The 23,412-nt window shown below is 45.1% G+C and carries 25 protein-coding genes and 1 pseudogene; 15 read left to right on the forward strand and 11 right to left on the reverse strand.

Annotated elements, in window-relative coordinates:
• Positions 1-93 precede the first annotated feature (93 nt).
• A complete protein-coding gene (locus tag JX580_RS04570; RefSeq protein WP_248851620.1) occupies positions 94-1,179 on the reverse strand; it encodes a PD-(D/E)XK nuclease family protein in 1,086 nt (361 codons plus the stop codon).
• 84 nt (positions 1,180-1,263) lie between these two features.
• Complete coding sequence (locus tag JX580_RS04575; RefSeq protein WP_248851621.1) at positions 1,264-2,274, reverse strand: hypothetical protein; 1,011 nt, start codon at positions 2,272-2,274, stop codon at positions 1,264-1,266.
• 38 nt (positions 2,275-2,312) lie between these two features.
• Between JX580_RS04575 and JX580_RS04580 the strand changes: the two genes are divergently transcribed.
• From JX580_RS04580 to JX580_RS04620, 9 genes and pseudogenes are all read left to right on the forward strand, one after another.
• A complete protein-coding gene (locus JX580_RS04580; protein WP_248851622.1) occupies positions 2,313-2,579 on the forward strand; it encodes a hypothetical protein in 267 nt (88 codons plus the stop codon).
• A gap of 86 nt (positions 2,580-2,665) precedes the next feature.
• Positions 2,666-3,517 (forward strand): type IV toxin-antitoxin system AbiEi family antitoxin, encoded by an 852-nt coding sequence (locus JX580_RS04585; RefSeq protein WP_248851623.1) that lies wholly within the window; start codon positions 2,666-2,668, stop codon positions 3,515-3,517.
• A pseudogene (locus tag JX580_RS04590) lies at positions 3,510-3,680 on the forward strand (nucleotidyl transferase AbiEii/AbiGii toxin family protein); the annotation flags it as partial. The gene JX580_RS04585 and the pseudogene JX580_RS04590, both read left to right, overlap by 8 nt.
• A gap of 5 nt (positions 3,681-3,685) precedes the next feature.
• Complete coding sequence (locus JX580_RS04595; RefSeq protein ID WP_248851625.1) at positions 3,686-4,066, forward strand: hypothetical protein; 381 nt, start codon at positions 3,686-3,688, stop codon at positions 4,064-4,066.
• A gap of 79 nt (positions 4,067-4,145) precedes the next feature.
• Positions 4,146-5,150, forward strand: a complete 1,005-nt coding sequence (locus JX580_RS04600; protein WP_248851626.1) for a hypothetical protein — start codon at positions 4,146-4,148, stop codon at positions 5,148-5,150.
• A gap of 19 nt (positions 5,151-5,169) precedes the next feature.
• Positions 5,170-5,523, forward strand: coding sequence for a hypothetical protein (locus JX580_RS04605; protein ID WP_248851627.1), 354 nt, complete (start codon positions 5,170-5,172; stop codon positions 5,521-5,523).
• 12 nt (positions 5,524-5,535) lie between these two features.
• Positions 5,536-5,958, forward strand: coding sequence for a secondary thiamine-phosphate synthase enzyme YjbQ (locus JX580_RS04610; RefSeq protein ID WP_248851628.1), 423 nt, complete (start codon positions 5,536-5,538; stop codon positions 5,956-5,958).
• Positions 5,959-6,198: 240 nt separating this feature from the next.
• Positions 6,199-6,561 (forward strand): DUF2237 family protein, encoded by a 363-nt coding sequence (locus tag JX580_RS04615; protein ID WP_248851629.1) that lies wholly within the window; start codon positions 6,199-6,201, stop codon positions 6,559-6,561.
• A gap of 70 nt (positions 6,562-6,631) precedes the next feature.
• Positions 6,632-7,447 (forward strand): DnaJ domain-containing protein, encoded by an 816-nt coding sequence (locus tag JX580_RS04620; protein WP_248851630.1) that lies wholly within the window; start codon positions 6,632-6,634, stop codon positions 7,445-7,447.
• 61 nt (positions 7,448-7,508) lie between these two features.
• Here JX580_RS04620 and JX580_RS04625 read toward each other — a convergent pair whose 3' ends face one another.
• Positions 7,509-7,871: a zinc ribbon-containing protein gene (locus JX580_RS04625; protein ID WP_248851631.1), complete on the reverse strand. Its 363-nt coding sequence runs from the start codon at positions 7,869-7,871 to the stop codon at positions 7,509-7,511.
• Between the two features lie 89 nt (positions 7,872-7,960).
• On the opposite strand from JX580_RS04625, the gene leuS reads away from it, so the two are divergent.
• The 4 genes from leuS to JX580_RS04645 are packed head-to-tail and all read left to right on the forward strand — an operon-like array spanning position 7,961 to position 13,256.
• Positions 7,961-10,444 (forward strand): leucine--tRNA ligase, encoded by a 2,484-nt coding sequence (gene leuS / locus JX580_RS04630; protein ID WP_248851632.1) that lies wholly within the window; start codon positions 7,961-7,963, stop codon positions 10,442-10,444.
• Positions 10,445-10,446: 2 nt separating this feature from the next.
• On the forward strand, positions 10,447-10,962 hold the full coding sequence (gene lptE, locus JX580_RS04635) for an LPS assembly lipoprotein LptE (protein ID WP_248851633.1): 516 nt from the start codon (positions 10,447-10,449) through the stop codon (positions 10,960-10,962).
• Entirely contained in the window at positions 10,959-11,975 is a 1,017-nt protein-coding gene (holA, locus tag JX580_RS04640; RefSeq protein WP_248851634.1) for a DNA polymerase III subunit delta, read from the forward strand. The genes lptE and holA overlap by 4 nt, the downstream gene beginning before the upstream one ends.
• Before the next feature lie 27 nt (positions 11,976-12,002).
• Positions 12,003-13,256, forward strand: coding sequence for a glutamate-5-semialdehyde dehydrogenase (locus tag JX580_RS04645; protein WP_248851635.1), 1,254 nt, complete (start codon positions 12,003-12,005; stop codon positions 13,254-13,256).
• A 244-nt stretch (positions 13,257-13,500) separates the two neighbouring features.
• Here the strand turns inward: JX580_RS04645 and JX580_RS04650 are convergent, their stop codons facing one another.
• Genes JX580_RS04650 through JX580_RS04660 form a run of 3 tightly spaced genes read right to left on the reverse strand, consistent with a single transcriptional unit; the run spans position 13,501 to position 17,619 of the window.
• Positions 13,501-14,583 carry a hypothetical protein gene (locus tag JX580_RS04650; protein ID WP_248851636.1) on the reverse strand — a complete coding sequence of 361 codons (1,083 nt, stop codon included), beginning with the start codon at positions 14,581-14,583 and terminating at the stop codon, positions 13,501-13,503.
• A 17-nt stretch (positions 14,584-14,600) separates the two neighbouring features.
• Positions 14,601-15,782: a DUF6175 family protein gene (locus JX580_RS04655; RefSeq protein ID WP_248851637.1), complete on the reverse strand. Its 1,182-nt coding sequence runs from the start codon at positions 15,780-15,782 to the stop codon at positions 14,601-14,603.
• Entirely contained in the window at positions 15,772-17,619 is a 1,848-nt protein-coding gene (locus JX580_RS04660; RefSeq protein ID WP_248851638.1) for a hypothetical protein, read from the reverse strand. Before JX580_RS04660 ends, JX580_RS04655 begins: the two co-directional genes overlap by 11 nt.
• A gap of 66 nt (positions 17,620-17,685) precedes the next feature.
• Between JX580_RS04660 and JX580_RS04665 the strand changes: the two genes are divergently transcribed.
• Entirely contained in the window at positions 17,686-18,270 is a 585-nt protein-coding gene (locus tag JX580_RS04665) for a 5-formyltetrahydrofolate cyclo-ligase (protein WP_248851639.1), read from the forward strand.
• Here the strand turns inward: JX580_RS04665 and JX580_RS04670 are convergent.
• From JX580_RS04670 to ykgO, 3 genes are all read right to left on the reverse strand, one after another.
• Entirely contained in the window at positions 18,267-19,088 is an 822-nt protein-coding gene (locus JX580_RS04670) for an SDR family oxidoreductase (protein WP_248851640.1), read from the reverse strand. The genes JX580_RS04665 and JX580_RS04670 overlap by 4 nt on opposite strands.
• 170 nt (positions 19,089-19,258) lie before the next feature.
• The gene (locus JX580_RS04675) at positions 19,259-20,608 is read right to left on the reverse strand and encodes an OmpP1/FadL family transporter (protein WP_248851641.1); all 1,350 of its coding nucleotides are present in this window, start codon (positions 20,606-20,608) and stop codon (positions 19,259-19,261) included.
• 295 nt (positions 20,609-20,903) lie between these two features.
• Positions 20,904-21,029 (reverse strand): type B 50S ribosomal protein L36, encoded by a 126-nt coding sequence (ykgO, locus tag JX580_RS04680; RefSeq protein ID WP_044406047.1) that lies wholly within the window; start codon positions 21,027-21,029, stop codon positions 20,904-20,906.
• 253 nt (positions 21,030-21,282) lie between these two features.
• On the opposite strand from ykgO, the gene JX580_RS04685 reads away from it, so the two are divergent.
• Positions 21,283-22,047, forward strand: coding sequence for an HAD family hydrolase (locus tag JX580_RS04685; RefSeq protein WP_248851642.1), 765 nt, complete (start codon positions 21,283-21,285; stop codon positions 22,045-22,047).
• A gap of 6 nt (positions 22,048-22,053) precedes the next feature.
• On the opposite strand, the gene JX580_RS04690 is transcribed toward JX580_RS04685, so the two are convergent.
• Complete coding sequence (locus tag JX580_RS04690; protein ID WP_248851643.1) at positions 22,054-22,671, reverse strand: prepilin-type N-terminal cleavage/methylation domain-containing protein; 618 nt, start codon at positions 22,669-22,671, stop codon at positions 22,054-22,056.
• A gap of 75 nt (positions 22,672-22,746) precedes the next feature.
• Positions 22,747-23,400 (reverse strand): prepilin-type N-terminal cleavage/methylation domain-containing protein, encoded by a 654-nt coding sequence (locus tag JX580_RS04695; protein ID WP_248851644.1) that lies wholly within the window; start codon positions 23,398-23,400, stop codon positions 22,747-22,749.
• Between the last annotated feature and the right edge of the window lie 12 nt (positions 23,401-23,412).

Genomic DNA, 23,412 nt, shown 5'->3' on the forward strand with positions numbered 1-23,412 from the left:
CAGTTTTATCTAAAACCTGCATACCCCTGAACGGACGAATATTGCTACAAGCCGCGCTACGCTAAACAAAATGGTATCAGGTTTTTGAGCGTGTTAAACGCCTGAAGTCGGTTGGTTTTGTTGATTCAAAAAATTGTGCATTGCCTGTGCTGTTTCTCGAAGTTCAGGCAGTAAGTCCTTAAAGCTAGTATAGCGATTTTTAGAGCTATAATAACGAATGGTGCCTGACTCAGTATCTTTATTATGGTGGTTTTTTTCTATAAAGGTATCTGATGATTTAACCGATTGGCGATCTTTATGATAAACATAGACGATAATACGATGCCCTTGATCTTTGGTGTCATTGTTTAGATTGATTGTAATATTAGATTCTGAAACAGAGCGGTTGTAATACAGTCGAATAGCGGGTCCCGTTCCCCATTCGTCGATTTTGGTTGAAACAGAAGACCATCCATCAAGATCCTTTAGTTGAGCAACTGCTTGTGCTTGAACTGTTTCAATATATTCATTGCGCAGTTTGAAGAGGTTGGTGACGTCCAAGTAGTTTTTTTCGATAAATTTGAAAGCTTCGTTATCCATCTTTGTTTTTACCGTTATTTGAGCTAGGTTAAGTAAAAAATCCTTCAAAAAGACTACCCATTTGGTGCTGGGGTTTGATGTTAAATAAACATCCAGTCTTGTGTTAATTGTGTTGATCAGGTTTTCATAAGAAACTGCACGCCAAATAGCCGGCGCTTTTCCTTCAGGTGGCGCTTTTCCTTCAGGTGATAAAACCACAAACACTGCTTCTTTATCAGAGTGATTTTTTTTGATATGGCTTTCATATTCAGCAAAAGGGTTGTTCTGATGGTGATAGATTTTATTTTCTATCGCCATCACCCAGCTATCGGTCTCAAGCACAAGATCAAGCCGTTTTTGATTAGCCGTCAATACTTCTCGACGGGGCTTACGTAGCGTTTCTAGGTTGCCTAGCGGGAGTTTAATACATTCAATAAAACTCTCAAGTATCAGTGTCTTGAAACCATGTTCTTCTTGTGGGTTCATAAAGAAGGCGAGTAGATCGGTGGTTGGGTTTTCATAATAGCCGCGAGCACCTACTGAGAAAATTGTTTTCTCAGGTTTTTGCTGAATCATTGGTTTAGATTCTTCAAGTAATTTGCGATATTTTTCGTAAATCATGGTGCTCCTTCTGGTGTAAACCGCCTAAGGCGGTAATGATTGAGATTATGGCTTGATTCTTAAGCCTGTCAATAAAATATTATGTTAGCCTTGTGTTGTTTGATGTTGCCTTCTCCAAACTCGATCGATTGTTACCAGGCCTGGTTCAAGCGAAACGCCAATGGTCAGGCGTTCGGGTTCCTTGAGGCTGAAGAGGGCATACTGACCGCGAAGAATCATCGGGTGATAGAGGCTGATTTGACGGTTAACTAAGGAAGCTTCCTCCATTAGGTTTTGCCAGCTATCTATAAAATGCCAGTTTGCGGGTATATCGAATGCCGGTTTTAGATAACGAGACAATTCAAGTCGCTGTTGCTGAAACGTTAAAAATTTCGTCTGAAAGCCCTCATACAACTGTGTTAAAAGTTTTGTATTGGCGCAGTATTGGATTTGTTGTTCAATGTTGTGAATTTGTAACTGCTTGCCCATCTGCTTGAGGGTCTCAACCTTGTTGCGGATAGCTGTCACCGGCCATTCGATATCGTCTTCGATAAACTGAGCGAACAGTAATTCCGGCTCTTCACGCAGCCAACGCAACAGTGCAATATCAAGCGGCTTGGCGGTTTGGTTAACGGGATTGTAATGGTGTCGAAACAGGCGTTCAATCGAGAGTGCGCTGGGTAAGCCAATTCGGCTTAAAAACTGATCACGCGGTAACTCAGCAATCGCAATCAGTGTTTGTTGGTTTAAACGCTGCTTCTCGCCATACTCTAGTAGATGCCACAGCAAAAAAGGCGAAAACTGAAGCATGCGTCTTAGATTCGCATTTTGGCTGGCCAGCGACAGGGCGCTTAAGCCGTGACCAAAGCGTTGTTCAAAAACCAAGGCTTGGTTTAATGCCGTTTGCGGGATACTTTCCAACCAGGCCTGGTGATTGGCCGTATTCAAGATAGCCGCCAGTGTAATGCCGGGATTTGGGTTGTCGCCGGTTAGCTCAACTGCTGACTGTCCATGGATATAGCGCCAATGAATACCATTAGACCAAGGAGTGATGTCAATCCGAAGCCCATAGCCCAAGGGTGCCGACAAATCTAACTCAAAACAACCGCTATGCATTCGCCTAAACTCCGATTCATTAATCTCAATGTTGCACCATGACTAAGCCCATTTTAGGGCTTAAGGGCTTGCGTGTTAGTGGTCTGAAGTGCTTGTTGCGACATTGGCTGTCGCCATTAAATTTAAAACATCGCCCTGAGCTGCGTGATCCGCCTGATGCCGCGCAGCAAGCCTTGTTTGATACCGGCCATACGGTCGGTGGTTTAGCCTGTCAGTTATTTCCCGGCGGAGTTGAGATTGCGTTTGATGCAAAAAACTTCGACGGCATGATGGTCAAAACCCGCCAGTTGATTGATTTTGGTTGAGTGGGGTTAAAAGCTAGTAATTATACGGCGATATGCGCCGCAAACTGCTTAAAAGATAAACTAGAGAAGGGGTTTGGTGTTTAAAAATGGTTAGTCATTCCCAGCGAGAAACGGAGAAAGAGTCTTATAAGCAGTCTCTTAAAACTCTTTTACCTTATGGCATGTTAGCTACAAAGAAGTGGCTTACGGAACAAGGATTGAGTGCCCATGCGTTAGATAATGCTGTCAAAACCGATACGTTGTTACCATTAGCTACGGGTGTTTACAGCCAGTATTCTAGAGCAGTCACTTGGGAAGGGGTAGTTGCTTCAATGCAGCGTATGAGAGATAAAGATGGAGATGAACAACTTCCGCCTGTCGTGGTCGGTGGTTTGTCAGCCTTGTCCATAGCTGGTTTGTCGCAATATTTGTCATTAGGAAATACACATCATATTCATTTATATGCAACGAGAAATCTTCCTTCCTGGCTTGCGAGACTGTCATTGCCAATTAAGTTCGAAGGACATAGTACAAGTAGACTATGGCCTGATACCTTATCCAAAGATAGAGCATTCGTTAAAGAGCATGAATGGGGAGCGCAATTACCTCCTGTATATTTTTCATGTCCGGAAAAAGCCATATTGGAAGTGTTGATGGATTTACCTGAAAGCGTGTCATTTGAACATGCTGATGAGCTAATGCAGGGGTTAGTGAGCTTATCACCAAGAAAGCTTGATGCGCTCTTAAAAGCGTGTAAAAGCGTAAAGGCCAAACGCTTATTCTTTTGGCTTGCAAAACGCCAAGCTTATCCTTGGTTTGATAAGTTAAATGTAGAAAATTACGACTTAGGCTCAGGTAAGCGTGTTGTTGCTAAAGGTGGGCAGCTGGATACAGAGTATCTGATAACCGTACCTCAGCATATGGCGTTGGCAAGTAAGGATAAGCCCAGCGATGGATAGAAACAGTATTTATTACAAACAAGTGCAGCTTTTGATAGCGGTATTGCCTTTCGTTGCCAAACAGAAATGCTTTGCCCTCAAAGGTGGTACAGCAATCAATTTATTTGTCAGAGACTTTCCACGTTTATCAGTTGATATTGTTTTGGTGTATCTGCCAATGAAGGGCTAATGGATGAAATTCGTAAAGCATTACTCGTCTATTTATCAAGCCATAATCGTCCAATGGCTGAATTGCTTAGTCCTCAATTTAAGGATATTACAGCCACCTATGAAGGTGAATTTACCAACATGGCTGAGACGGATGTTCCGTTAGCGGAACTGGAGGCCGTAAGGGTGCGCCTAGTAGACCTCATTCACCAAGGATTGACCGATATTGAAAAGTTGTTTTTGCTATCCTTTAAAAATCGAGAGCCTGATTGGTCTTTACTCGGGTTGGATGGAATCAGTGAGCTTTCTGCCATCAAATGGAAACAAATCAATTTGGCAAAAATGCCGAATGACAAACATACACAAGCCCTAGAAAAGCTGAAAGATGTTCTCGGTGTGTGATGTCAAAAAAACAGACATTTATGCTGGGCTGACTCTTCGATTTATCAAGAACTTAAAAATCTAAATGCGGACGTGGATAATGAATTGGTTTGAAGATTTAACCGGCTTTGCCGAAACAAATTATGCTGACACTCAGGCTCAGTTGTTAATCGAGGAACAGTCATTGGTGTGCACGCCAGCTGACAGTGACATCCCACGTCGTTATCAAGCTGGGCAACTCTTGATGCCGACCTTAGCTGAGCTACGTCAACAAACTGCATCCCTAAACATTGCACCCAAGCCAAATCGGGTTCGCGAGTGGGTTGGTGATGTACAGCAGCTTCACCTTGACCCGGCTAATCAAAACGCGGTGTTTCAAGTCGCCTCACAATTTAACCTGCTTGAGATGGTATCACCGTTTGTGACACCACTGGAGGGTGTAACCGGTTATGCATTTGATAAAACCCAAGGACCGGCCTGCGCTATCGCTTGTGCCGCCGGTACGATTTACCGTAACTATCTAGTTGAAATCAAGGCTCAGCATGGTCAAACCGAAACCCGCCAATTAAACATGCTGGATGAATTGGAGCAGGTGATAAACAATCCGATTCATCAATACTGGCAGATGCAAAACGGGTATCTGATGCCAACCCAACAGGGTTTAGAGGAACTCAAGGCATTGCTCAACCAAGCCTCGCCCGCCGTGGTTGATGTGTTCAAATCGAAAATCAAAGTAGGGGTTCAGCAGGACACGCAGGTTACCTTAAACCAAGCCAAGCATCACGTAACCCAAGTTTATTGTTCGGCTTTGCCGATTGCCTATCATCCATTTATGGCAGATGATTGGACTCCGTTTGCCCAGCTTGTATTAGACGCTGCTTATGAAGCGACATTTCATGTTGCGCTGCACAATGCGCAGCGCACCGGCAATTCAACTCTGTATCTAAGCCTGTTGGGCGGTGGCGCATTTGGTAATCCAACCGACTGGATTCTTGATGCGATAGATAAAAGTTTGGTGCGGTTTGAAAACAGAGGATTAGATATTTTGTTTGTCAGTTATGGCAGTGCGAATCCGACATTAACACCTTGGTTAAATCCGGTTTAAAAAGACAGGAGATTAAAGAATGATCATGGATCCATGGCAACGATTAAGCGATTTCAGTAGTCTGCATCGTGAAGATATACCTTCAACACCCCATGACCTTATCAGTGACGAGTTTATTCATGGGATAGATGGCTACGCATTATTTGAACAGCGCTATCCGAGTCAATCCTATATGCAGTTTTTTAAGAAGACTAGAGAATCTTTTGAGGCAACGGATGAAATCGGCGTGAGTGACAGGGTGGATTTGGCTATACTGCTGTTTTTATCGGGGCGTGCCCACCGTCATGGCGATATTGGTCAGCCTTACTGGACTAACTTTACCACCGCTTTGGCGAACAAGTTTCTAGACAGCTTACCGTCAAAAAAACATTAACAGGAGGCTATTATGTGGACACAACGCGTTTTTTCTTTAAAGCCACGCCCACGCGGCTTTCATTTGATTACTGAAGAGGTGCTACGCCAACTGCCCGAACTGAGTGATTACTCGGTGGGCATGCTCAATTTGTTCATCAAACATACTTCAGCCTCATTAACGATCAATGAGAACGCCGACCCTTCGGTGCGACAGGATTTTGAAGCTTTTTTCAATCAGACGGTGAAGGAAAATGAACCTTACTACACCCACACTGACGAAGGATCCGATGACATGCCCGCGCATTTAAAAGGCAGTCTGTTAGGATTTAGTTTGCAGATTCCTATCACTGCAGGGAGGTTAAACTTAGGGATTTGGCAGGGCATTTACTTATGTGAACATCGCAATCATGGCGGCGCGCGTCAATTGGTTGCGACGCTCTACGGTGAAAAATAATGACCCAAACACAGCCTAAAAATCAATTAGTCAAGGTTTATTACGATCTGGCAAAACTAAGGTGAAAATGGCGATTTGGCCGACTCCGTCAGTGTCAGCTTGCGATGAAACAAAACACAGAATAATTTTTGTCATTTTATGTTTTTGCACTAAACTGAACCCCTATGAGCCTTTGCGGCCAATTGGTCTTTAGTCTGACCGGCTATAGATCTATCTCAGTAAAAAATAAAAGGATAAGCGATGAAAGTGAATGTGCTGGGCACAGTGTTAGAAACCTGTTCAACCCAACCTGTAACCGGTTTTTTTCGGGATGGAAGCTGTCGAACAGATGATCAAGATCGTGGGCGTCATGTGGTTTGTGCCCAAGTCACAGAGGCGTTTCTAGTTTATTCAAAGTCCATGGGAAATGATTTAACCACACCACAGCCTCCTTATTTTCAAGGTCTTAACCCTGGGGATTTTTGGTGTTTATGTGCGCTACGCTGGGTCGAAGCTTACCGAGCTGGCTGTGCTCCGAAGATTAAATTGCTTTGTTCGGATGCGAAATTGCTCGACTATGTGGACATTCAAACGCTCAAAGGTTTTGCTATTGACCTAAACTAGCCAACCCCTTTTTGTTTAACACCTTGATGGTTTTAAGTTAAAAATACCTTTAAAGAATTTAAGAGTCATTATGAAGTTTATTAAGTATCTATTTGTATTCATTGCGTTTGTTATTTTAAAGTTGATCAGTGTGTTGTTTAGAGGAACCCGTAAAACCATTGATGTCGGTGTCGATGCCTACAAGTCAGTTAAAAATAGTGAAAGCTTTGATGAGGCTTACAGAAACTTCTCCAGCAATAAATATGCGAAGGCTCGTTTAAGCTTGCCTGAAGAGGTGATTGCGCTGATGGCAAAGATTGCGGCCAGCGACGGCAAGATTAGTGAGCTTGAAATTGAGTACATGAGCGACACGATTAAATCCATGACGCATGCAATGACCTCTGCAGGGGTTAATCCTGTTCTAGTAAACCAGATTAAAAAACGTTTATTTGGGTTAGCCAATCGTGCGAAACGAGACGATAACCCGGTGACCTATTATTGTTACGCGTTAAGTCGGTCAAATATCGAAGTGAAAACAGGTGCGTTGTTACAGATTATTTCGTTTGCTTCGTTGGATGGTTTGTCAGCAAACACCCGAACTATGTTACACGAGATTGGCACCCATTTAGGTTTCAGTGAGTCACGGGTAGATGACTTGATCCAGCAAGTGATGGGTGGCGCTAAAGGCAGGGTTTACCAGCAAAATCCTTATCAAGTGTTGGGGTGCAATGAACAGGATGATTTTGCCCAGATTAAAAAAGTCTATCGCAAGCTGGTTAAGCAGTACCACCCTGATTTTATGCACGGTCAGGGCTTAGATGATCAAGAAATCAAGCAAGCCACCGAAAAAATGCAAGAAATAAACGCAGCCTATGAAGAAATTAAACGCAGAAGAGGAGAGGTTTAGCCTATTAAGCTTAAACCCGCGTGACGAGATGGAAGCTTAATTCCGCCTATTTGCTAAACACTTAACCCATAGCAGCTTGCAAACGCAATTTTAAGTATTGAATTTGGGTAGGGTCAGCAACGGAAAGTGCTTTTTCGCTGAGTATCGCTTCAATTGCAGGCCAGTCGTTTTCGATAAATGCATCCAAGCCTTCACCCACTTCGTTAAAATATTCAGCAGCCATTTCTATATCTTTTTGTAGCAGGGTTTGAACCTGCTCAAGTTCACGCTCAGTAAGCACTTCAAGGGCTTGGCCTTTTTGTTCAATATTAACGATTTCTTCACCTAGCCAATGCAGGCTTTTATCTTCGGCTGCTTTGATTTTAAACGACAGCGAATCCATCAGCGCGTTGTAAGCGTTTTGTAGTTTATCGGATAGCGTCATTGCGTTCTCCTTTTCGAGAGGGGCTTTGGTATAATGCTTAAATTCGTATTTTGATTTTATCATACACAAATTTCAGGAAATTGTACAAGATGACCGCATTCAACGCCGCGCAGGAACATAGCTATCAACCACAAACATTAGAAGCCGCCATTCAGCAGGTTTGGCAAGCGCAAAAAGTGTTTGAAGTCACCGAAGACCCAAGCAAGGAAAAATATTATTGCTTGTCGATGTTCCCTTATCCGAGCGGGCGTTTGCACATGGGGCATGTGCGCAACTATACCATTGGTGATGTGATCTCGCGTTATCAGCGCATGTTGGGCAAAAACGTGTTGCAGCCGATGGGCTTTGATGCGTTTGGCTTGCCGGCGGAAAATGCTGCGATGCAAAACAAGGTCGCACCGGCAGCTTGGACATATGGCAATATGGATTACATGCGTAACCAGTTGCAGCAGTTGGGCTTGGGTTACGACTGGTCACGCGAAGTGGCCACCTGCTCACCGGATTATTACCGTTGGGAACAATGGTTGTTTACCAAGTTGTATGAAAAAGGGCTGGTGTATCGCAAGTTGTCAGTGGTGAATTGGGATCCGGTTGATCAAACCGTGTTAGCCAACGAGCAGGTGATTGACGGCAAGGGTTGGCGTTCCGGTGCGCCGGTTGAGCGTAAAGAAATCGCGCAGTGGTTTTTAAAAATCACCGATTATGCCGATGAGTTGTTGCAAGATTTAGATCAGTTGGAAGGTTGGCCGGAGCAGGTGAAAACCATGCAACGCAACTGGATCGGCAAATCGACAGGGATGGAAATCGAGTTCTCGCTTGAAGGTCAAAATGAAACCTTAAAAGTCTATACCACGCGCCCCGATACCATGATGGGTGTGTCGTATGTCGCGGTGGCGGCCGATCATCCGCTGGCCAAACAAGCCTCAGTGATGAATGAACCCTTGGCGCAATTTATTGAGGAATGTTCGCATATCTCGACCGCCGAAGCCGACATGGAAACCATGGAGAAAAAAGGCGTCGATACCGGTTTGCGTGTGCGCCATCCGATCAGCAATGAGATCGTGCCGGTGTGGGCGGCGAACTTTGTATTAATGGGGTACGGCACCGGCGCGGTGATGGCGGTGCCTGCGCATGATCAGCGCGATTATGAATTTGCGCAAAAATACCGTCTGCCGATTAAGCCGGTGATTCGCCCACAGGATGCCGATTCGGTCGATGTGTCCGAACAGGCCTATACCGAACGCGGTGTGTTGTTTAATTCCGGCGCATTGGATGGCTTGGACTTTAATGGCGCGATGGATAAACTCGCCGAGTTATTGGGCGCAACAGGTTTAGGGCGCAAGCAAACCAATTTCCGTTTGCGTGACTGGGGTATTTCGCGTCAGCGTTATTGGGGTTGCCCGATTCCAATGATTTATTGTGCTGATTGCGGCCCGGTGCCGGTGCCTGAAAAAGACTTGCCGGTGCGCTTGCCGGAAGACGTGGTGCCGGATGGCGCGGGTTCGCCTTTGGCTAAATTGGACGCGTTCCAAAACTGCACCTGCCCGAAATGTGGTGGGGCGGCCAAACGCGAAGCCGATACCTTTGATACCTTCTTTGAATCGTCATGGTATTACGCGCGTTATGCCTGTGCCGATAATGATCAAGCGATGTTGGATGAACGCGCTAACTATTGGTTGCCGGTGGATCAATATATCGGCGGCATTGAACACGCGATTTTGCATTTATTGTATGCGCGTTTCTTCCACAAGCTGATGCGTGATGTCGGGCTAGTTAATTCGGATGAACCGTTTAAAAACCTGCTGACCCAAGGCATGGTATTGATGAACGGTGCCAAGATGTCGAAATCAAAAGGCAATACCGTTGACCCGCAAGGCTTGATTGAAAAATACGGTGCCGACACGGTGCGTTTGTTTATTATGTTTGCCGCGCCGCCGGAGCAGAGTTTGGAATGGTCGGATTCGGGCGTGGAAGGCGCACACCGTTTCCTAAACCGGGTTTGGCGGTTGGTGCATCAGCATGTTGAACAATCACCAGGCCTGGTGGCCTGCCAGTCGAATGACGGACTGAACAAAGAGCAAAAAGCCTTGCGGTTTAAGTTGCATGAAACCTTGCAAAAAGTATCGGATGATATTGGTCGTCGTTTGCAGTTTAACACCGCGATTGCAGCTTGTATGGAGTTGCTAAACGCCTTGGCCAAGTTTGAAGACAACACGGAGCAAGGCCAAGCTGTGATGCAGGAAGCTTTGGAATTATTGGTGTTGATGCTCTCGCCGATGGTGCCGCATATTACTCAGGTTTTATGGCAGCAACTCGGCAAACCAGGCCTGGTGCTGGATGTCAGCTGGCCGAAAGTGGACGACAGTGCCCTAGTGCAGGATGAAATTGAACTGATGGTGCAGGTCAATGGCAAATTGCGTGGCAAAATTGCCGTGGCGAAGGATGCCCCAAAAGATGCGATTTTAGCCGCCGCTAAAGCGGAAGAGTCGGTGTTTAAGTTTATTGACGGCAAAGAACTGGTGAAAGAAATTTTGGTGCCGGGGCGTTTGGTCAATTTCGTGGTAAAAGGCTAACCATGACACTTACGCGCCGTGGATTGTTAGCAGGCCTGCTTATGGGGGGGCTGCTAACGGGTTGTGGTTTTAAATTGCGTGGAACAGGCTCCGATCAAGCGATGTTTGAAACTGTGTATCTTCGCTTTGATGACTCGGTTCCGCAGGGATTACGTAGGGCTTTGAGACAAATTTTTCAAAGTACAGGGGTGCAAGAGGTTGATAGTACAGGTTTAGCCGATTTGGTGGTTGAGCTTGGGCGCTTTAAACGTGATATTAATCAAACCGCTCGCAGTGTAACCGGACAAACAACAGCTGAGTTGATTCGTTTAAGCCAGCGGGTTGAATCTTATCGTATGCGTGATGAAAAGCTTATTTTGGAACTGGATAGTGTACTTTTACGTGATCGACAAATTGACCCTGTTCAGCGATTGGCCGCTGATCGTGAGTTACAAACCATTACTGAAGAAATGACACATGCGTTAGCGAGACAAATTTTCGATCAGATTAACCGAAGTTACAGATTGGCTGAATTATGATTCTTGCACCGGTCTTGCTTAAACAACTAGCCACCGAGCGCTTCACCATGCCTTCTATTGTGTTGGTCTATGGCGAAGAACCTTTATACATTCGGCGAGTTACCGACCAGCTTCGTCAGATGCTGCGCAAAATGGGTTTTGAGCAGGGGGATCGCTATGAGGTGGATACTTCTTTTGATTGGCAAGGTTTAGCTATAGAAACACAAACGGGTTCATTGTTTTCGCAACAGCGCATGATTGAGTTGTCGATGCCCAGCGGTAATCCCGGCAAAGAAGGCACGGCATTTATCCAAGGCTGGTGTAACCAAACGCCTATGGCGCCCTTAGACATGGTGTTGGTGATCTATTGCGAGCGTTTGGATTCGCGGCAAACTAAATCCAAGTGGGTGCAAGCGATTGAATCAGCAGGCCTGGTGGTGCAATCCAAACCGATTGAACCTCGCGAGTTACCGAAATGGTGTCAACACCAAGCGCAGAACTTGGCTTTAGAACTGGATTATGAAGCGGCCGCCTTGTTAGCGGAGCGAGTGGAGGGTAATCTGCTGGCAGCCGATCAGGAATTAGAAAAGCTTGCGCTGTTGAAACCAGCCGGTTCTAGGATCCGCCTTCGTGATATAGAGCAGAGCGTTGTTGATCAAGCACATTATCAATTATTTGCGCTAAGTAGCTTGATATTGTTAGGAAAAACAAAAGAAGCGCGCCATGTTTTGTTACGCTTAAAGCAAGAAGGTTCCGAAGCACCGATTGTGCTTTGGTTGCTGACAAAAGAGATACGACAATTGGTTGAGTTAGCGCAAAAGCAACAACAAATGCCGCTGGTGCAAGCGATGAAAAACTTAAGAATTTGGTCGAGCAAACAACAGGAATACAGCCAAGCTTTAGCAAGGCATGATGGTCATTACTGGCAAAATAGACTGCTTGACGCTTATCAAGTCGATCGACAAATCAAAGGCCTGCAAAGCGGCGATGCTTGGTTTGGGTTATCGAATTTAGTAATACGCATTGCGGATTAAATCGGGATAAGAGGAATTGTGTTAAAGATGAATATTAAAGACTATATGCAGAATTTAGGGCAGGCCGCGCGTGCGGCTTCTCGGATATTAGTGGTCGCGACCACCGAACAAAAAAATAAGGCCCTATTGGCGATGGCGGCTGAGTTAGAAACCCAAGCCGAATTTTTGAAAGCAGAAAACGCCAAGGATTTAGTTGCCGGTAAAGCTAAGGGGTTAGATGCAGCGATGTTAGATCGTCTGGCGATTACCGATCAAGGTGTGGCGCAGATGGCAGAAGGCTTGCGTCAAATAGCAGGCCTGGTCGATCCGATTGGTGAAATTACCGATCTGCGTTATCGTCCGTCTGGCATTCAAATTGGTAAAATGCGGGTGCCCTTGGGCGTGGTCGGTATTATTTACGAATCACGCCCGAATGTGACCATTGATGCGGCGGCGCTATGTTTAAAATCGGGCAATGCGGCGATTTTGCGTGGCGGTTCAGAAGCGGCACATTCTAATCGTGCATTGGCGGCTTGTATTCAAGCCGGTTTAGAGCAAGCAGGCCTGCCTAAAACCTCGGTTCAGGTGGTAGAGACCACCGACCGTGAAGCGGTGGGTGAACTGATCTCAATGCCAAAATATGTCGATGTGATTATTCCGCGCGGTGGTAAAAGCCTGATTGCACGGATTAGCGAGCAGGCGCGAGTGCCGGTGATTAAGCATTTGGATGGTATTTGTCATGTGTATATCGACGACGATGCCGATAAAGACAAGGCGATTAAGGTAGCGTTGAATGCCAAAACGCATCGTTACGGTGTGTGTAATGCGATGGAAACACTGCTGATTGCCGAATCGCGTGCAGCTGAAATTCTGCCTGAACTCGCCAGTTTGTATCAGCAAAAAGGCGTTGAATTGCGTGGCTGTGAAAAAACCTGTGCGCTGATTCAGGCTAAACTCGCAACCGAAGAGGATTGGCAAACCGAATATCTTGCCCCTATTTTATCTATTCGTGTCGTTAAAGATATGCAGATGGCGATGGAGCATATCGCCGAATATACCTCGGCGCATACCGAATCGATCATTACCGAAAACCTAACTAAAGCACGTCAGTTTTTGGCTCAAGTGGATTCGAGTTCTGTTATGGTCAACGCCTCAACCCGTTTTGCCGATGGCTTTGAATATGGTTTAGGTGCGGAAATTGGCATTAGTACCGACAAGTTTCATGCACGTGGCCCGGTCGGGTTAGAGGGACTGACGTCACAGAAATATATCGTATTGGGTGACGGGCATATTCGCGTTTAGCGAAGTTTTACGATTGTGCTTTTTAACTCCGTTGGGTTTCGATATAATAGAACTGTAAGGCGGGGCGATGAGACCCTCGAGCCGATAAGTAAAACTTTGGGACCAGACGCTTAAAATGGTGTGCATTTCGCATTATGTCCGAAAAGCCTAAATTTTTTGGGGAGGTCGCCACCTTGAACCCTCGGGTTCAGGGCCCATCGCTCCGTCTTACTCATATTTTTCCGTTCAAGATTGTTTTAAATTATCATTTAAATAACTTTTCCATTTCCTCGTGAACTAATATCGCTTCAATCAGCGCCTTAACCATACCTTGAGTTCTCGTTTCTAGCAAGTTTTCGCTTATATTTCGGCTGGTTGCACTGCGCACGAGCAACGTTTTAGAACCCTGTTTAACTTCAGCTACTAATCTTAAATGATAAAATCGAATGCCATTGATTTCGGTTAGCAGCGTCGGTTCGAGTTTAAGCCGAAGCAAAATATCTGCATTCACATCTTGATTTAGGCCGTAACCTGCTAAGTGAAAAGCGGCCTGTTCAAGAACCTGGTTTGCTTTGTAACCTCGGGCTTCTATCTCTATCTTTCCTGAAAGAATCGGTATAAGTGAAAGTGTGCGTTGCTGGTTTTCACCGGCAGATAAAAACCAGCGGCCTTCACGCTTGTGATAGCCCTCCGCTAAAATTTCAAAAGGGACTTCTCCTGCGGGTATCAATAGATTGTTTTGGTGATCTACCTGCTGGTTCCCAAGTTTAAGCTTAGCGTTTTGGGGCTGGATATATAAGCGTAATTGAGCATAGTTTAATTGTCGATAAAGTTGCTGGCGAAGCTGTTGTGCATGATCTTTCTCAGCCTGAAGGTCAACCAGGCCTGGTGGTAGAATATTAAGAAAATTGTTTAGAAACTGTGCTTGTAACAGTGCGTGTTCCAACTGATTGCGGCTGAGACTGCTTAAATCTACCGCTAAATTCTGTTTGATTTGCTGAATGGTTTTTTTAACGCCTGTGGCATCGAGGCTGGCGTGAACCGTAATTTGTCCTAAATCTTCATAGGGAGCGGAATAGTTCACGGCTTGAAAAAAGCCTTCTGTTTGCAGCTGGATCAGGCTGTCAACCGAGCGTTGCAGTTGGTTTTGTTCCAGCGTTTGCTGAATACGAATATCGGATTGCACGGCGGTGTAAACCTGCTGGGTTAATTCTTGCAACGCCTGTTTTTGTGCGGTCTGTGGCGTATCGCCCCAGCCTTGTGCCGTTATAATTGCTTGAGCCAAAACAACTTGGCTAGTGATAAGCCACAGTCCTAAAACACCGGCCCATTGTATTCTGAGTTTCATATAATTTTCCTTGTCAATTATTCAATCACAATGCTATTAGATTCAGGATAGCCAATGTGGATCATTAATAACTGTCCTGAATCAAGCTGTCGAATCAATTGCCCTGGCCCAGTATAGTGGCGTGACAGTTTTTCTAATAAAGTCAGTGAATCAGTTTGGCTGCAAGATACCAGATAATCAACGCTAGACTGGCCGGCAGCCCCACGGCGGACTGATTCACACTGGGATTGAAGCAAAGGATGCACCCAGTTGCTCAGATCACCCAGCTCTGGATCAAAGCTAAAAACCAGCTTAAAGGTTTTACCTTGGTTTTGTCGCGCTAACCAGGCCTGGTTAAGTTGTGAGCTTAAACGATGGGCGGCTTGATGGGCGGCTTCGGCAATAATCGCTTGGTTGCCGGCTACATTGCGTTCCGGAGAAAAACCACTTGCGCTCGCAATCTGCTCACCGGTCGCGGTAAAGTAAGCTTTGGTGCTGATACTGGCTTGGGCAAGGCGTTGCTGAACGCGTTGGCGCTCACTGACATCTAGAGTCAACTCAATATAAATATCGTTGCCGGCCTGTAAAGCTAACAGATAATGTGGATCAAGCTGTCCGGAAATGAATCCGGCTTGGGTGATAAGGTCTTGAATGCGGGCTTGTTGATCCAAAACCCGAATTTGCCAGCCTCTAGCCTGTAAATATTCGACAAACACCGCATTAGCTTGGGGGTGATCGCTGATAATGGCAATGCTTGGGTCATGGAGTTTTACCGGTAAAACATTCGGCAGAATGCCTTTTTGGATTAAATCTTGGCGTAGAGGCGATAAATTTACTCTAAATTCGCGGCTAATTTGGGTTTTGCCCTGTTCAATTCGGCGATCGATGATCGGCCCTTCATGCAAAATATAGCGCGGCGCGTTTCGGTAAAAATAGCCTTGGTGTTCAGTAAATTTCTGCTGTTGTTCAGGGGTAAGCAGGCCTGGTTGTTCCGCAAACAAAACAAACCAGATTGCGGTTTTGCGTGCATGGTTGATGGCGTCTTGGTTATCCACGCCCTGAGCGCTAGCGCGAATGACCACCGCATCGACTGAATAGGCTTCAACGAAGCTTGCCTGAAAACTGGTTGGCGGGTCGTCGGGTTCAGAAGGTGAGGGTGCAGTGGCGCAAGCGTTTAAAAAACCTAAAAGCAACACCAGTGCTAGCCATTTAATCTGCATGTAAACTCCGTGTGTGGGTTGGATAATAACAGCCTTTGGCCGGGGCTTTAAGGCTGGCATAAGGGCCACTAAAATTTAGGTGGAAGGCTATGCCCAGTTGAAAGCCGAATCCACCTTGCATTTTAACCTCTAGCGGGCCACCTTGCCATTTGCTCTCGGTGAGCAACGGCTGTCGATAATGTACATCTAGATAAATTTTACGCTGAGGGCCCAAATACATGCCTAAACCCGCACGGGGGCTAAGGCTTAAAGAAGACAAGCTGAGGTCTTGATTTTGAAACTGAAGTTGTAGGCTATCAAGGCCAAGATCGCCGCCTAGGCTGGCATAAACCCCCTGATAAATCGGCATTTCCCTTGATAGCCCAAGATTTAAAGCCGCAAACAAGCCATGCGAAAGTTGTTGGTTAGGCTCATCAGCACTGATACCCAAGATTAGATCAAGGTTAGTCCAGGTATGATAGTATTGGGTATCGTTTAAAAGATAACCCAAGCTGGCATTGAAGCCAAGTTTTAAACCCTGTTGGCGGCTGATGTTTAATGCCTGATCTTTGATTCGGATCGGTGTTTCGCTGGTCTGGTAAGCAAATTGACCATACACCCCGGAAAATGCGATTTCTTTGGCTTGGTCATAGTCCTCAGCGCGTCCTTGAATTAAAGCGAGTTCTGCAAGGTTGCGCATTTCAGGAGCAAGATTAAGACAGTTATCCGCAGGGCGTTTAACAAAGCCCCAGCCCACTTGCTCAGCTTGGCCGTCGATAATGCGTTCAAAACGAAGCGGTTGTTTAACGCCGATAGCTTGTTGGTGACCCAAATTAGCCTGCAGTGTTTTTTGAGCAGACACCAAGGGCGCAGATACCTTAAACTCGTCCAGTTCTGAGAGTTGCTGGCTGAGCATTAATAACGCATCTTTAAAGCCGGATTCCAATGTCTGATCCAGCAGTATCTGCGTATCCCCGGCGCGAGGAATAAAGGCTCGTTCGATACTGGCCGAACCGGAAAAAGCCTGTGCCAATTGATTAAACACACCATTGGCATCGGCGTTAAGACGGTGTTTTAAGCTAAATGATTCACCATTGAACTCATAAACCATTAGCCTGGCTGAAATAGGTGCATGAAGCGTGGTTTGGTAGAGATAAAAAACGCGTCCTTGTTCGGTTTGATGGCGAATTTGATTAATCGTGATTAAACCACGAACTTCCGGCAGATAAAAACCAAACGCATAGCCGGTGGTTAGCAGGCTTTCCAAAATATCAGCCGGCATTGCGCGCAGGCGAGCCTGATCGGTAATAAAGCGATCACGTTCTTGGCGATTCATCTCGTTATAGCGCGCTTGAGCGGCCTGAGCCAAAAGCGGCTGCATCTGGGGGGCAAGTTGCTGATTTAGATAGTCTAATAGTTGTTGGTTAAATATTTGAACAGAGCCGGTTTTAAGCGCTAAAGGCGGCAGGTTTTCGGTTAACGGAATGTGCTCTAGGCGCTGTCGAGCGGTAAGGATTGCAGCATCCTGCTGATTAAACAGGATTTGATCGTAGCGATTATGTAGAATGGTGTGCAGTTGTGACTTGAGAAGCTGGTCTGCCTTGGTTTGCGATAAGGGCAGTGACCAATTGGCAAACGGCAAGCAGCTAAAACCATGTGGACAAAACTGAACCATAAACTCAGCCTTTGAATCTGCGATACCAAGTTGAGCCAAGCTGATGACCATTACGCGTTCAGAAGCCATAGTTTGACCGCTGGCGTCGAGTGGTTTTGCGTAAAATAGGCTAAACAAGGCCAGCCCAATAAAGCCGAAAGCATAGCGCCGATATAACGCTTTGTAGCAGGGGTGATCGTTCATAAACAAGCCTTGGTTTGTGGCTTTTAATTTTACCTAAATTTTTTGACAGAGTGAGAGAAAGAACCTATGACAGGGTTGGATCGATTAAGACAGAGTTTGCGTCAACAGCGCCGTGATTTAAGCCTAGCAGAGCAAAAATACAATGCACAGCAGGCGGTAATCCATTTAATCAACAGTGGCTTGATTCAGCCTCAGTCTTCGGTAGCGGCATTCTTGGCTCAAGATGGCGAATTAGACACCAGCATTTTGATTGAGCAACTATGGCAGCAAGCTTGTCGTGTGTATTTACCGGTGATCGATTTTGAAACCAAAACCATGCGTTTTGCTGCCTATAGGCCCGATTCTTTGTTAAAAAAGAATCGATTTGGCATTAATGAACCTGACATGACACAAGCTGAAGGGTTAAACGCTGTATCCGACTTAGATGGGGTTTTTATGCCGCTGGTTGGGTTTGATGCCAAAGGGCATCGTTTGGGCATGGGCGGCGGGTTTTATGACAGAACCTTAAGCTTTAAGCTTAAACAACCAAAAACCAAGCCCTGGTTGATCGGCTGGGCGCATCAGTGTCAACAGCTAGAAAGCTTAAACTCACAACCCTGGGACGTGCCACTTGATGCGATTGTGACCGAACAGGGTTGCACGCGTTTTTAAATTAAGCTGCCATAGCCTTCTTGATAGCTGGGATATTTAAATACATAACCGGTTTGACGAATTTTTGCGTTGGACAGGCGTTTATTGCTTCGCATTAAGCGGCTGTTTTCTGTCGGCTCACTGTGTTCAATGGTGCCAATGCTAAGTTGTTCAGCCAGCCATTCATAAACCTCACAAGACAAGGTTGGTTGATTATCGACTCCAATATAAAGGCTATCAGGCGCTGGCATGTTTAAAAGATGCATAAACATACCAACGCAGTCATCACTGTGAATGCGGTTGCTATAAACATCTTCCATACAATGGGCTTTGCCGGTCATCACCTGGTCAATAATGTGGGTACGACCGGGGCCATAAATACCGCCAAATCGCACAATGGTGGCAGGCCATCCGCAGTTAAGGGCCAGTTGTTCGCCTTCTAGTAAGCGCTTGCTAGAAAAATTATGTTCCTCCGCCAAGCTTTCTTCGGTAACCCATTCGCCATCCGACTGACTAAATACCGAGGTACTTGAGGTAAAAAACAAGCGCTGAATCTGTTGACCGGAGAGGGCACGAATCAGGTTTTTTAAACCTGAAACATAGGCTTGGTAATAAGCGAAGTCATTGTATTTTCCGGCGGATGACATATAAAAGACATAATCAATTCCACTGGGAAGCCCCATAACTTCTTGGTTTAGATCGGCACTGATCGTCTCAATCGGAGCCGGAATTTTGCTCGCATCTCGACGTAAACCAAAAACCTGATGACCTGAAGCACACAGCGCCAAGCCCAGTTGAATACCTAAGTCCCCACACCCTGCGATTAATACTTTTGCCATAACGATCCTATAAAAAATGAAGGCGATAATTGGCGACTAGTATGCACAAGTTTTGACGTTTATAAAAGTGGGGGTAATGAAAAAAATGGCAGAAAACCGAAGTTCAGAAACAAAAAAACCAGGCCTGGTTAGCCTGGTCAAAGCTCATGTAACGAGGAGAGCAGTAGAAATTAGAAGTTCATGCGTAAACCAATGGTGTAACCCAATTGTGAATGACTAACTCTATGCGACGTTTCACCGACGGTTTCAGCAAAAGCACCTGCTTGTTCTTGGGTTGCGCCATTCTGCATTGCACCTTGCATCGCTAAACCGGCACTGACAGCACTGGTGTCAACGGTTTTGTTTACTTTGGCAGCCATCACAACCGCTGCATCAATTGCAATGTTTTTGGTTAACTGGATACCACCACCAAAGGTGTAGTGAGATTCAACAATCCCTGGGAAAAAGTGGTTATTAAACAAATTAACCGCACCATTTGCATAGGCTTCTTGCATTGAAGCGCCTTGACCTAGTTTTTCAATCGGGTCTTTACCGTAGTTATAGCCGGCACCCAACCAGTAAGTCGATTCGGTAAACTTAACACCTAAACCGAATACATCCTGATCCTTCCAGTTAAAGTCTTTATAACCATCGGCAGAACCCCAACCTATTTGCTTATAATCAGCCGTGTACATCATGCGGCCCATAGTGTAGGCCATACCTACTTTCAACTCGGAAGGCTGCTCAAGTTTATCGGTAAACATGCCGTCAAGTCCAAAACCAGCCGCAGCACGCGTGATCTGATCTTTATACTCCATGCTAATGGCAGATTGATAAGCTAGGCCTAAAGTCAGTTCGGGTGTCATATTGAAGTAAGCGCCAATATTAAAGCCATAACCTAGGTCGGTTGACATCCCATTGCCAGTTGTTCCATCGTTGGTTTCATAGTTAATATCCAGTGCACCATACTGAATAACCGGAGCAAAACCTATCCCCCAAGTAGCTTCATTGTAGGCAAGGGTAGGTGCAAATTTCATCAACTGTAGGTTACTATAACCATCAAATAAACCTGGGTTGTCACGGTAATCGACACCCATACCGGCTGATCCAAAAATACCTAGGCCGAATACTAGGTTATCCGTTAAGCGCGTAGCTAACGAAACTTCAGGGATGATGTTTGTGTCATTGTCACTGGTTGCGGTCATAGCCGGTGCCATAGAACCTGAACCAGCAACCGGCATTCCGCCATTGGCTTCAGCGGCTTGGCTGGCTGCGCCTACCGCTGAGGCGACATTAGATGAGGCTTTAACATTGGGTTTGAACAGCGTACCGCCTAAAACAAATTCTGTACCTTGCATTTTGCCTAACAAGGCAGGGTTAGCCAGCGCGTTTTCTGAGCCGAAGAATGCAGCCGCTCCGGTACCACCTAAAGCACGAGCCTGAGCGCCTAAGCCAATCAAGTGATCGCCGTTGGTGGCTAAAACAGGCTGAGAAACCATAGCTGCAGAGGCGATGGCTAGGGCTAATCTTGTTTTTTTCATAGTTAAATCCTTTGTTGTTTTTCGTCGGTTATGTTTTTTTATAAAAACCGAGTGTTCGGCTTGGTTGTTACTATGAATGAAACGAATAAGAAAAGATAATTCAAAAATTTTTATCGGCTATTTATGAATTTAATGTGATATAAGTTTTTGATTATAAAATGAAATGTTTATATCGAAATGATTATGCAGGTATAAGTTTATATTATGTGAAATTAAGTAGTCTATGGAATGCTCTATTATAAACAAAAAAGCCGTCTGATCAGGACGGCTTTTAATTCGAGCTTATCGCTAAAACTTAACGTTGGCGCGCTTTGAATTTTGGGTTGGTTTTGCAGATCACATAAACCTTTCCACGGCGGCGAACGATTTGACAGTCTTTATGACGCGTTTTAGCTGATTTTAATGAAGATAAAATTTTCATAGTTTTAGTTACCTAGGTTAGTGAGTCCGAGGACTCGGTTCAAATTTGAAGCGCGGATTATACTGCCTTGTTGCGCTTATGTCTAGCCGGATTCGACAGATTTAAGATGATTTAGCCAGTATTTGATCAATTAATTTTGCGCCTAGCGCTCAAGCCTAACAAAACATAAACGATTAGTTCTTGAGTTTTTTACTAGGTTATTGCAGAATGCCAGCCAAAATTAAAAATTTAAACCAGTAAAAAGGAAAACACCATGGCTGAACTTAAAGCACTGATATTTGATGTTGATGGCACCCTAGCCGATACCGAAAAAGACGGGCATCGGATTGCATTTAACATGGCATTTGAACAAGCAGGTCTGGATTGGCATTGGGATGAGGCTTTATACGGTGAACTCTTGGCAGTGACTGGCGGTAAAGAGCGGATTAAGTATTATCTGGAAAAGTTTAATACTCGGTTTAGCAAACCTGCCGGGTTTGATGAGTTTGTTAAGGGCCTGCATGCCGCTAAAACTGTGTTTTATACTCAGCTGATGGCGCAAGGGCGAATTCCTTTAAGATCGGGTGTTGCGCGTTTAATTAACGAAGCCCGCCAAGCCGGTTTGCGTTTGGCTATTGCCACCACCACCACACCGGAGAATGTCACAGCTTTATTAACCAATACCCTTGGTGCTGAATCTTTGAGCTGGTTTGAAGTGATTGCGGCCGGTGATATTGTGCCGAAGAAAAAACCGGCTCCGGATATTTTTATTTGGGCCTTGGCGCAAATGAAGCTAAAACCGGAAGAGGCGATTGCGTTTGAGGATTCAAGAAACGGAATTTTGTCTTCTAAGGCGGCGGGTTTAAAAACCATTATCACGATTAATGGCTATACCGCTCAGGATGATTTTAGCCAAGCGGAATTGGTATTGGATCAAATGGGCGAGGCCAATCAGGTATTTAGAGTATTAAAAGGCGAGGTAGGCCATCGCAGTTATCTAGATTTAGGCTTAGTCAGAAAAGTACATCAGCAGGGCTGATGAGATTTAGAGCAGGGTATCGACGGCGATGCAAAGAGTTTGATTACTTGATGCAAAGTCGGATACTGCTTGAAAGTTGCTATCAACTAAACGTGCTCGACCGTTATTAAAGTTATTTTGATCACCGGTAAAACGAACCGAGTCGCCTTCTAAATTACGAATAATCCCACGTACATCGTCCTCTTTTTCAAGTCGGGTAAAACATAAAGCCCAGGGAAAGAATTTGGGTGTAGCATTATCGTTAAAAGCTAAGTTGGTAACATTGCCATTGGTATCAGCCGCATCAAGTCTGTTTTTTAAGATTAAAACTTGTCCGCGCAAACTGTGTTCGGGTTTATTGGCAACTAAATTGCGATTAACCAGCTGCAGTCTCATTTCTTCTGAACTATTGGGTATGTTATTCGGATTAGTGACCGTATCAAACAAACTGCCAAAGGTTGACTCATAGGAGATAATTGCTATTGGATAATTTTTAGCATCACTAACCAAGGATTTGACCCGAGAGTTATCGATCAGTGCAACGCCTTTAATCGCTCCGCTGACGAGTAATCCCAAGATAATTAAAACCAGTGCAATTTCTAATAGGCTAAAGCCGGATTGATTGGATGTATTGTATTTGTGCATTCTTTTATTGCCTAGCGTAAAAGAAAAAACCCCATAAAATGGGGTTTGGTTATATTTGGTGTCTTAGGCTAAGCCTTATTGTAGGCTAAAGCAAACAGTAGTTGTAGTACCATCTGTGGCAAATGCGTCAGCAGCTGCGAAATTTGAGTTGTTAACGAGTCTTGCTCTTCCATTATTAAATCCATTCAAAGTGCCAGTAAATACAGTATCCGAACCATCGATGGCTCTAATTAAAGCACGCGCATCTTCTTCTATGTCAATGCCTTGGTAACAAACCGCCCAATTAAACCTGATAGGGTTGGCTCCAGTTTGTGTAGCTAAGCCGTTGATTGTACCAGCAGCAGGAGTTGCAGTTGGATCACCGTTTTTGTGAAGTACGATGTTACCACCTAAAGCATGTTGCTGAATAGTGGCATTAACACCGCGTGAGCCGACCAGATCACGAGCAATTAATTCGTCAACCATAGTTTTACCATCAGTTACAGCCACAAAATCGTCAGTTCCAGCTGGTTGATCTACGTGATTTCTCCTGTTAAATAAATCGCCAAAACGATCTTGGTATCCATAGAGAGCTACTTGGTAACCATTGACGTCACCGGCTGCTGATTTAATTTTGGCGTTTTTAATTAGAGTTTGACCCTGTAAAACACCACCTAATAACAAGCCGATAATAACCAGTACGATTGCGATTTCGACTAGGGTAAAACCCTTTTGATTTGAATGTGTCATTGTGATCTCCTT

Source organism: Thiomicrospira microaerophila, assembly GCF_023278225.1.
Classification (GTDB): Bacteria; Pseudomonadota; Gammaproteobacteria; order Thiomicrospirales; family Thiomicrospiraceae; genus Thiomicrospira; species Thiomicrospira microaerophila_A.

Bases quoted from the DNA above. Each gene is read 5' to 3' on its own strand.
- JX580_RS04695 (WP_248851644.1), bottom strand. From the start codon at position 23,400: ATGACACATTCAAATCAAAAGGGTTTTACCCTAGTCGAAATCGCAATC.
- JX580_RS04570 (WP_248851620.1), bottom strand. From the start codon at position 1,179: ATGATTTACGAAAAATATCGCAAATTACTTGAAGAATCTAAACCAATG.
- JX580_RS04665 (WP_248851639.1), top strand. From the start codon at position 17,686: ATGACAGGGTTGGATCGATTAAGACAGAGTTTGCGTCAACAGCGCCGT.
- JX580_RS04670 (WP_248851640.1), bottom strand. From the start codon at position 19,088: ATGGCAAAAGTATTAATCGCAGGGTGTGGGGACTTAGGTATTCAACTG.
- JX580_RS04580 (WP_248851622.1), top strand. From the start codon at position 2,313: ATGACTAAGCCCATTTTAGGGCTTAAGGGCTTGCGTGTTAGTGGTCTG.
- JX580_RS04690 (WP_248851643.1), bottom strand. From the start codon at position 22,671: ATGCACAAATACAATACATCCAATCAATCCGGCTTTAGCCTATTAGAA.
- JX580_RS04585 (WP_248851623.1), top strand. From the start codon at position 2,666: ATGGTTAGTCATTCCCAGCGAGAAACGGAGAAAGAGTCTTATAAGCAG.
- JX580_RS04615 (WP_248851629.1), top strand. From the start codon at position 6,199: ATGAAAGTGAATGTGCTGGGCACAGTGTTAGAAACCTGTTCAACCCAA.
- JX580_RS04575 (WP_248851621.1), bottom strand. From the start codon at position 2,274: ATGCATAGCGGTTGTTTTGAGTTAGATTTGTCGGCACCCTTGGGCTAT.
- holA (WP_248851634.1), top strand. From the start codon at position 10,959: ATGATTCTTGCACCGGTCTTGCTTAAACAACTAGCCACCGAGCGCTTC.
- JX580_RS04660 (WP_248851638.1), bottom strand. From the start codon at position 17,619: ATGAACGATCACCCCTGCTACAAAGCGTTATATCGGCGCTATGCTTTC.
- JX580_RS04625 (WP_248851631.1), bottom strand. From the start codon at position 7,871: ATGACGCTATCCGATAAACTACAAAACGCTTACAACGCGCTGATGGAT.
- JX580_RS04655 (WP_248851637.1), bottom strand. From the start codon at position 15,782: ATGCAGATTAAATGGCTAGCACTGGTGTTGCTTTTAGGTTTTTTAAAC.
- JX580_RS04595 (WP_248851625.1), top strand. From the start codon at position 3,686: ATGGATGAAATTCGTAAAGCATTACTCGTCTATTTATCAAGCCATAAT.
- JX580_RS04675 (WP_248851641.1), bottom strand. From the start codon at position 20,608: ATGAAAAAAACAAGATTAGCCCTAGCCATCGCCTCTGCAGCTATGGTT.
- JX580_RS04605 (WP_248851627.1), top strand. From the start codon at position 5,170: ATGATCATGGATCCATGGCAACGATTAAGCGATTTCAGTAGTCTGCAT.
- JX580_RS04610 (WP_248851628.1), top strand. From the start codon at position 5,536: ATGTGGACACAACGCGTTTTTTCTTTAAAGCCACGCCCACGCGGCTTT.
- JX580_RS04645 (WP_248851635.1), top strand. From the start codon at position 12,003: ATGAATATTAAAGACTATATGCAGAATTTAGGGCAGGCCGCGCGTGCG.
- JX580_RS04600 (WP_248851626.1), top strand. From the start codon at position 4,146: ATGAATTGGTTTGAAGATTTAACCGGCTTTGCCGAAACAAATTATGCT.
- JX580_RS04685 (WP_248851642.1), top strand. From the start codon at position 21,283: ATGGCTGAACTTAAAGCACTGATATTTGATGTTGATGGCACCCTAGCC.
- leuS (WP_248851632.1), top strand. From the start codon at position 7,961: ATGACCGCATTCAACGCCGCGCAGGAACATAGCTATCAACCACAAACA.
- ykgO (WP_044406047.1), bottom strand. From the start codon at position 21,029: ATGAAAATTTTATCTTCATTAAAATCAGCTAAAACGCGTCATAAAGAC.
- JX580_RS04620 (WP_248851630.1), top strand. From the start codon at position 6,632: ATGAAGTTTATTAAGTATCTATTTGTATTCATTGCGTTTGTTATTTTA.
- lptE (WP_248851633.1), top strand. From the start codon at position 10,447: ATGACACTTACGCGCCGTGGATTGTTAGCAGGCCTGCTTATGGGGGGG.
- JX580_RS04650 (WP_248851636.1), bottom strand. From the start codon at position 14,583: ATGAAACTCAGAATACAATGGGCCGGTGTTTTAGGACTGTGGCTTATC.